The sequence below is a fragment of the Bradyrhizobium sp. BTAi1 genome (genome assembly GCF_000015165.1).
Lineage (GTDB): Bacteria > Pseudomonadota > Alphaproteobacteria > Rhizobiales > Xanthobacteraceae > Bradyrhizobium > Bradyrhizobium denitrificans.
This window is the reverse complement of record NC_009485.1, coordinates 1,270,752-1,277,500: the sequence shown is the minus strand read 5'-3', so window position 1 is coordinate 1,277,500 and position 6,749 is coordinate 1,270,752. Positions and strand designations below refer to the sequence as shown.

1 protein-coding gene, 2 tRNA genes and 2 rRNA genes (1 of these 5 only partly in view) are annotated in these 6,749 nt (G+C 58.7%); 1 reads left to right on the top strand and 4 read right to left on the bottom strand.

Annotation, left to right across the window (positions count from 1 at the left end; genetic code table 11):
• The 4 genes from BBTA_RS05665 to BBTA_RS05650 all read right to left on the bottom strand — a co-directional run.
• Window positions 1-1,279: ribosomal RNA gene (locus tag BBTA_RS05665) — 23S ribosomal RNA — on the bottom strand (it extends 1,580 nt beyond the left edge of the window).
• A gap of 519 nt (window positions 1,280-1,798) precedes the next feature.
• Window positions 1,799-1,874 (bottom strand) — tRNA-Ala (locus tag BBTA_RS05660).
• A 143-nt stretch (window positions 1,875-2,017) separates the two neighbouring features.
• Window positions 2,018-2,094, bottom strand: a tRNA-Ile gene (locus tag BBTA_RS05655).
• Window positions 2,095-2,326: 232 nt separating this feature from the next.
• Window positions 2,327-3,815: ribosomal RNA gene (locus BBTA_RS05650) — 16S ribosomal RNA — on the bottom strand.
• The 16S and 23S rRNA genes sit together here with 2 tRNA genes alongside, the layout of an rRNA operon.
• Before the next feature lie 799 nt (window positions 3,816-4,614).
• On the opposite strand from BBTA_RS05650, the gene BBTA_RS05645 reads away from it, so the two are divergent.
• Window positions 4,615-6,678, top strand: coding sequence for a M23 family metallopeptidase (locus BBTA_RS05645; RefSeq protein ID WP_012041486.1), 2,064 nt, complete (start codon window positions 4,615-4,617; stop codon window positions 6,676-6,678).
• Window positions 6,679-6,749 lie beyond the last annotated feature (71 nt).

Here is a 6,749-nt window from a genome sequence, read left to right as displayed (position 1 = left end):
CTTGCGATGCACCCTAAGCTTCGGCTCGTGGCTTGAGCCCCGTTACATCTTCGGCGCAGAAACCCTTATTTAGACCAGTGAGCTGTTACGCTTTCTTTAAAGGATGGCTGCTTCTAAGCCAACCTCCTGGTTGTTTTGGGATTTCCACATCCTTTCCCACTTAGCCACGAATTGGGGGCCTTAGCTGTAGGTCAGGGTTGTTTCCCTCTCCACGACGGACGTTAGCACCCGCCGTGTGACTCCCGGATAGTACTCTCAGGTATTCGGAGTTTGGTTGGGTTTGGTAAGACGGTAAGTCCCCCTAGCCCATCCAGTGCTCTACCCCCTGAGGTATTCGTCCGAGGCGATACCTAAATATCTTTCGCGGAGAACCAGCTATTTCCCAGTTTGATTGGCCTTTCACCCCTAACCACAAGTCATCGGAGCCTTTTTCAACAGGCACCCGTTCGGTCCTCCAGTGAGTGTTACCTCACCTTCAACCTGCTCATGGCTAGATCACTAGGTTTCGGGTCTAATACAACGAACTTGACGCCCTATTCAGACTCGCTTTCGCTACGCCTACGCCTATCGGCTTAAGCTTGCTCGTTAAATTAAGTCGCTGGCCCATAATACAAAAGGTACGACGTCACCCAGAACGCATCTTGGGCTCCGTCTGTTTGTAGGTGTCCGGTTTCAGGTCTATTTCACTCCCCTCGTCGGGGTGCTTTTCACCTTTCCCTCACGGTACTGGTTCACTATCGGTCGCTGAGGAGTACTTAGGCTTGGAGGGTGGTCCCCCCATGTTCAGACAGGATTGCACGTGTCCCGCCTTACTCGAGCATGAATGTTCGCATTACCCATACGGGGCTATCACCCTCTGAGGCCCTGCTTTCCTGACAGGTTCTGGTTGGCTTACATTCATGACTGGCCTGGTCCGCGTTCGCTCGCCACTACTAGCGGAGTCTCGGTTGATGTCCTTTCCTCCAGGTACTTAGATGTTTCAGTTCCCTGGGTTCGCTTGAAACCTCCTATGTATTCAGAAGTCTCATACCTTCTCTTGATAACCGGAAATCCAAAACCTCGACGACTTGCATCGTCATGATCTTGAAGTCTCACAGTCTCCCGATCGAACCCCAAGACCAAGGTCTTGGAGTTCCGGCTATCGAAGGTGGGTTTCCCCATTCGGAAATCCGCGGATCAAAGCTTCTTCGCAGCTCCCCACGGCTTATCGCAGCGTAGCACGTCCTTCATCGCCTCTCAGCGCCAAGGCATCCACCGAACACCCTTAAGGCACTTGATTGCTCTCATTATCAATGTCCACACACTCGGCAGAATGTTGTCAGCTCCCCACCCGTCCCGAGGGACAAGCGTTGGAAGCCGCAGGACACTGATTAGAAAGACCAGCTTGCTTCTTAAGATCGAACCGATCGCCGTGCGGTCAAGCGCAGCGAACAGAGTCATTTACAACAAGTAACAAGCTTCACAGCTCGAGACTTGCGCCGAAATGACCCGGAGATAGTGAAGGCGTCAGTGCAAAGTCGAAGCGCGGACCGCTTGCGCGGTGGCCCTTCATTGCACGACCCTACTCGGATCGATCTCCTCTTCACGATGTCAGATAACACGCAGTCTTCTGTCGTCCCGGTGAGGACCAGAAGATGCGAAATGTTGTCTCGCGGACGAATGTTGATCACGCTTGGGCCAGAGCCCGTGTTCGCCAAGTGGCTGCGCCGGGCACCACGCTTCGCCCTTCGGCTCCTGCGTGGATATTCCAGCTTGTTCAACCCTTGGCCGCGCCACGCGTAGCCCGAAGGGCGAAGCGTGGTGGAGCCTGTCGGGATCGAACCGACGACCTCATGCTTGCAAAGCACGCGCTCTCCCAGCTGAGCTAAGGCCCCATACTCGGAAAGACGAATGCAAAGCAGCGCGATCGTCGAGACGATGTTAACCGGCAACTGCCCGTCTTCGCCAAGTGGCTTCGCCGGGCACGCTTCGCTCCATCAAGAGCGAGGCCGCGCCACGCGTAGCCGCAGGCGAAGCGTGGTGGGCCTGGGAAGACTTGAACTTCCGACCTCACGCTTATCAAGCGCGCGCTCTAACCAACTGAGCTACAAGCCCTAACGCTCGAAGCTCGTCACCACCCGGCCCGCAAAGGCCAAGGCAGCAAACGCGCAGCCCCAGGCAGCGTGTTCGTCCGCGAAGAAAGAGAAACGAAGACGGCGAAATCCCGCCAATGGAACTCAACCCGATCTGGCGATCGTGTTGGTCCCTGATGTTTCTAAAATAGCTCGATAGCTGATCAACCCGAAGGTCGATCGATCCGAAGATCGCGCTGAAGAGCCATCCTTAGAAAGGAGGTGATCCAGCCGCAGGTTCCCCTACGGCTACCTTGTTACGACTTCACCCCAGTCGCTGACCCTACCGTGGTCGGCTGCCTCCATTGCTGGTTAGCGCACCGCCTTCAGGTAAAGCCAACTCCCATGGTGTGACGGGCGGTGTGTACAAGGCCCGGGAACGTATTCACCGTGGCGTGCTGATCCACGATTACTAGCGATTCCAACTTCATGGGCTCGAGTTGCAGAGCCCAATCCGAACTGAGACGGCTTTTTGAGATTTGCGAAGGGTCACCCCTTAGCTTCCCACTGTCACCGCCATTGTAGCACGTGTGTAGCCCAGCCCGTAAGGGCCATGAGGACTTGACGTCATCCCCACCTTCCTCGCGGCTTATCACCGGCAGTCTCCTTAGAGTGCTCAACTAAATGGTAGCAACTAAGGACGGGGGTTGCGCTCGTTGCGGGACTTAACCCAACATCTCACGACACGAGCTGACGACAGCCATGCAGCACCTGTGTTTCGGGCTCCGAAGAGAAGGTCACGTCTCTGCGACCGGTCCCAAACATGTCAAGGGCTGGTAAGGTTCTGCGCGTTGCGTCGAATTAAACCACATGCTCCACCGCTTGTGCGGGCCCCCGTCAATTCCTTTGAGTTTTAATCTTGCGACCGTACTCCCCAGGCGGAATGCTTAAAGCGTTAGCTGCGCCACTGGTGAGTAAACCCACCAACGGCTGGCATTCATCGTTTACGGCGTGGACTACCAGGGTATCTAATCCTGTTTGCTCCCCACGCTTTCGTGCCTCAGCGTCAGTATCGGGCCAGTGAGCCGCCTTCGCCACTGGTGTTCTTGCGAATATCTACGAATTTCACCTCTACACTCGCAGTTCCACTCACCTCTCCCGAACTCAAGATCTTCAGTATCAAAGGCAGTTCTGGAGTTGAGCTCCAGGATTTCACCCCTGACTTAAAGACCCGCCTACGCACCCTTTACGCCCAGTGATTCCGAGCAACGCTAGCCCCCTTCGTATTACCGCGGCTGCTGGCACGAAGTTAGCCGGGGCTTATTCTTGCGGTACCGTCATTATCTTCCCGCACAAAAGAGCTTTACAACCCTAGGGCCTTCATCACTCACGCGGCATGGCTGGATCAGGGTTGCCCCCATTGTCCAATATTCCCCACTGCTGCCTCCCGTAGGAGTTTGGGCCGTGTCTCAGTCCCAATGTGGCTGATCATCCTCTCAGACCAGCTACTGATCGTCGCCTTGGTAGGCCATTACCCTACCAACTAGCTAATCAGACGCGGGCCGATCTTTCGGCGATAAATCTTTCCCCGTAAGGGCTTATCCGGTATTAGCACAAGTTTCCCTGTGTTGTTCCGAACCAAAAGGTACGTTCCCACGCGTTACTCACCCGTCTGCCGCTGACGTATTGCTACGCCCGCTCGACTTGCATGTGTTAAGCCTGCCGCCAGCGTTCGCTCTGAGCCAGGATCAAACTCTCAAGTTGAACTTGAAGCTTTGAACCGGCTGATCACAACGTTTGACGAGGTCCCACCAATCGATCTCCACGCTTCACAGCGCGAAAACCATGGTGTTACCTTTGAAACATTGTCCGCCGAAGTCTTCTCGTCCGATCTCAAATGAAAGCCGAAGCTCCCACCCGAGACCCGCAAGGACTCCGCCGTCCACGTTTCTCTTTCTTCATCTTCACTTGTCAAACAGCCCGGAGCCTCAGCTCCACCCTCTCTCGGAGGGACCTACTCGACCCTTTCGACGGCGATGGACAACCGGGTTCTACCGGTTGTGCACCACTCAACGAAGTGAGGAGCAGTATCGGCGCGAATGCTCGCCTCGGTGTGTCCCGAAGCGGCGCCGCGCTCAGTGATCGGGTGTATAGGGGGGGCCGATCGGGGTGTCAACGACCTTTTTCATGAAATCGTCGCATCGAATCATTTTTTTTAGGACCGCCCCAGAACCCCGATTTCTTGCGGACATCGTGCCCCACTTGGGCCACAATCCTGCGACGATTTGTTAAGCATCGACCTGAATTGATTTGGCTCCAGGTGGGGATGCCAGACTTCATGGGTGATCCAGATCAAGGAATGGGCGAGCCCTTCGCCTGATCAGACGACCGAGACGACATCGAGAGATCCTGAAGAATAACAGCGGTTCGGGGATTGCGGGTTCCAAGCCCAACAGCCTCGAACCGTCAGAGACGCGCCATCATTCCGAGCCGTTTGTCTTACACGGTAGCCAACCGGCAGCTGAGTGATCTCGGTGCTGACTTTGAACTTGGGGGACGAAGGTTGAACCATCGGACGTCACGCGGGGGATATGGACGCGAGGTCGGCATGATCGATCTCGGTCATGAGCCACCGCTATCGGTCGATGGCTCCGAAGCCGCGGTGATCGATCGCCGACGCGTCTCCGTCCAATGGTTCTCGGGTACGATCCTGACCGGTCTGTGCGGCGCAGCCCTCATTGGCGGCGCCGTTTTCGCTTCGCTCGATGGCGAGATGACATTCGCCCGCATGCCGGAGCGCGTCGAGAGCGCGCTGCGCGGAGCCTTCGGCGCCAATGATCGCGTTGCCACGTTGCGCAAGAGCGACCGGCTGCCGCCCCCGAGCGAAGCTGCCGCCGCCCGCAACGTCGTGCGCGTCTCGACCGTGACCCGCGCCGGGTCGCGCGAGCTGATCCGGGTCCGTCCCTATGTGCGGATCTCCGGCAACCTGTCGATGACCACCAGCGACCTGTCGGCCAAGATCCCGCCGTTCAACGCGCAGCGGCTGCTCAACGACGGCGATAATGACAAGACGGGCTCCGGTGAGGATCCCAACAACCCCGAGGCGGTCGAGCCCGACGCCGAAGTGTCGTTCGTGACCAAGGACCTCGCGGGCGTCCTGCCGAAGGCCAAGATCGCGGCTTCGGTGGCGCTGGACGAGATCGTGATGCGGGTCCGCGACGCGGCGAACTGGCGCGGCAACAATGGCGGCGTCCGCTACGCGTCGCTGGCCAATGCCGCGGCCGACGCCACCGGTGTGCAAGGCGTACAAGGCGGCGACCTCAAACTGTCCTATGCCAGTGACGGGACCTCGCCCGATCCCTACGCCGGTTTCGAGACCCGGGTCGTGCCCGAGAACGTGACCTTGCTGCCCAAGACCAAGGACCAGATCACCGGCGGCAATCCGCTCGGCGAGCGCGTCCATCTGGTGAAGAAGGGCGACACCGTCACCTCGATCCTGCGCGACCAGGGCGCGACGCCCGACGAGGCCAAGGCGATCGCCGCCCAGCTCGGCACGCGCGGCCGCGACGGCGGCCTCAAGGAAGGCGAGAAGCTGCGCATTCTGATGGCGCCGTCGAGCCCTGCCCCCGGCGCCCGGCTGCAGCCGTTCCGCGTCATCGTCGCCAACGAAAGCATGATCGAGGCGGTGGCCGCTCTGTCCGATCTCGGCAAATATGTCGCCGTCGACGTCCAGAGCATGAACACGGTCACCGAGACCGCCGACAATACCAATGATGAAGAGGATGACGGCACCGGCGTCCGCCTCTACCAGAGCATCTACGAAACGGCGATGCGCAACAAGGTGCCGGCGCCCGTCATCGAGGACATGATTAGGATCTATTCCTATGACGTCGACTTCCAGCGCAAGGTGCAGCCGGGCGACTCGTTCGACGTGTTCTATGCCGGCGACGACGACGACAAGCCCGGCACCAACGACAAGAGCGAGGTGCTGTTCGCCTCGCTGACCGTCGGCGGCGAGACCAAGAAATACTATCGGTTCCAGACCCCCGACGACAGCGTCGTCGATTATTATGACGAGACCGGCAAGAGCGCGAAGAAGTTCCTGGTCCGCAAGCCCGTCAACAACGCGATCATGCGCTCCGGCTTCGGCGGCCGCCGCCACCCGATCCTCGGCTATGTGAAGATGCACACCGGCGTCGATTGGGCGACCGCCTATGGCACCCCGATTTTCGCCTCCGGCAATGGCGTGCTGGAGAAGGTCGGCACCGAAGGCGGCTACGGCAAATATATCCGCATCAAGCACAACAATGGCTATGAGACCGCCTATGGCCATTTGTCTGCGTTCGCCAAGGGCATGGAGCCCGGCAAGCGCGTGCGCCAGGGCCAGGTCATCGGCTTCGTCGGCTCGACCGGCATGTCGACGGGCCCGCACGTGCATTACGAGATCCTGGTCAACGGCCGCTTCGTCGACCCGATGCGCGTGAAGCTACCGCGCGGCCGCTCGCTGGAGGGCCAGATGATGGCGAGCTTCGAGAAGGAGCGCGACCGCGTCGACCAGATGATGACCAGCCGCGGCAATGGCGCGTCGCGGATTTCGGATGCCGGCCCGATCCAGGTGAGCCGGTAGTGAGCCGTCAGGCCTCTGCGGCCTGAAACCTGTTTCCAACGGACAACGGCCCCGCTGAGCACTCAGCGGGG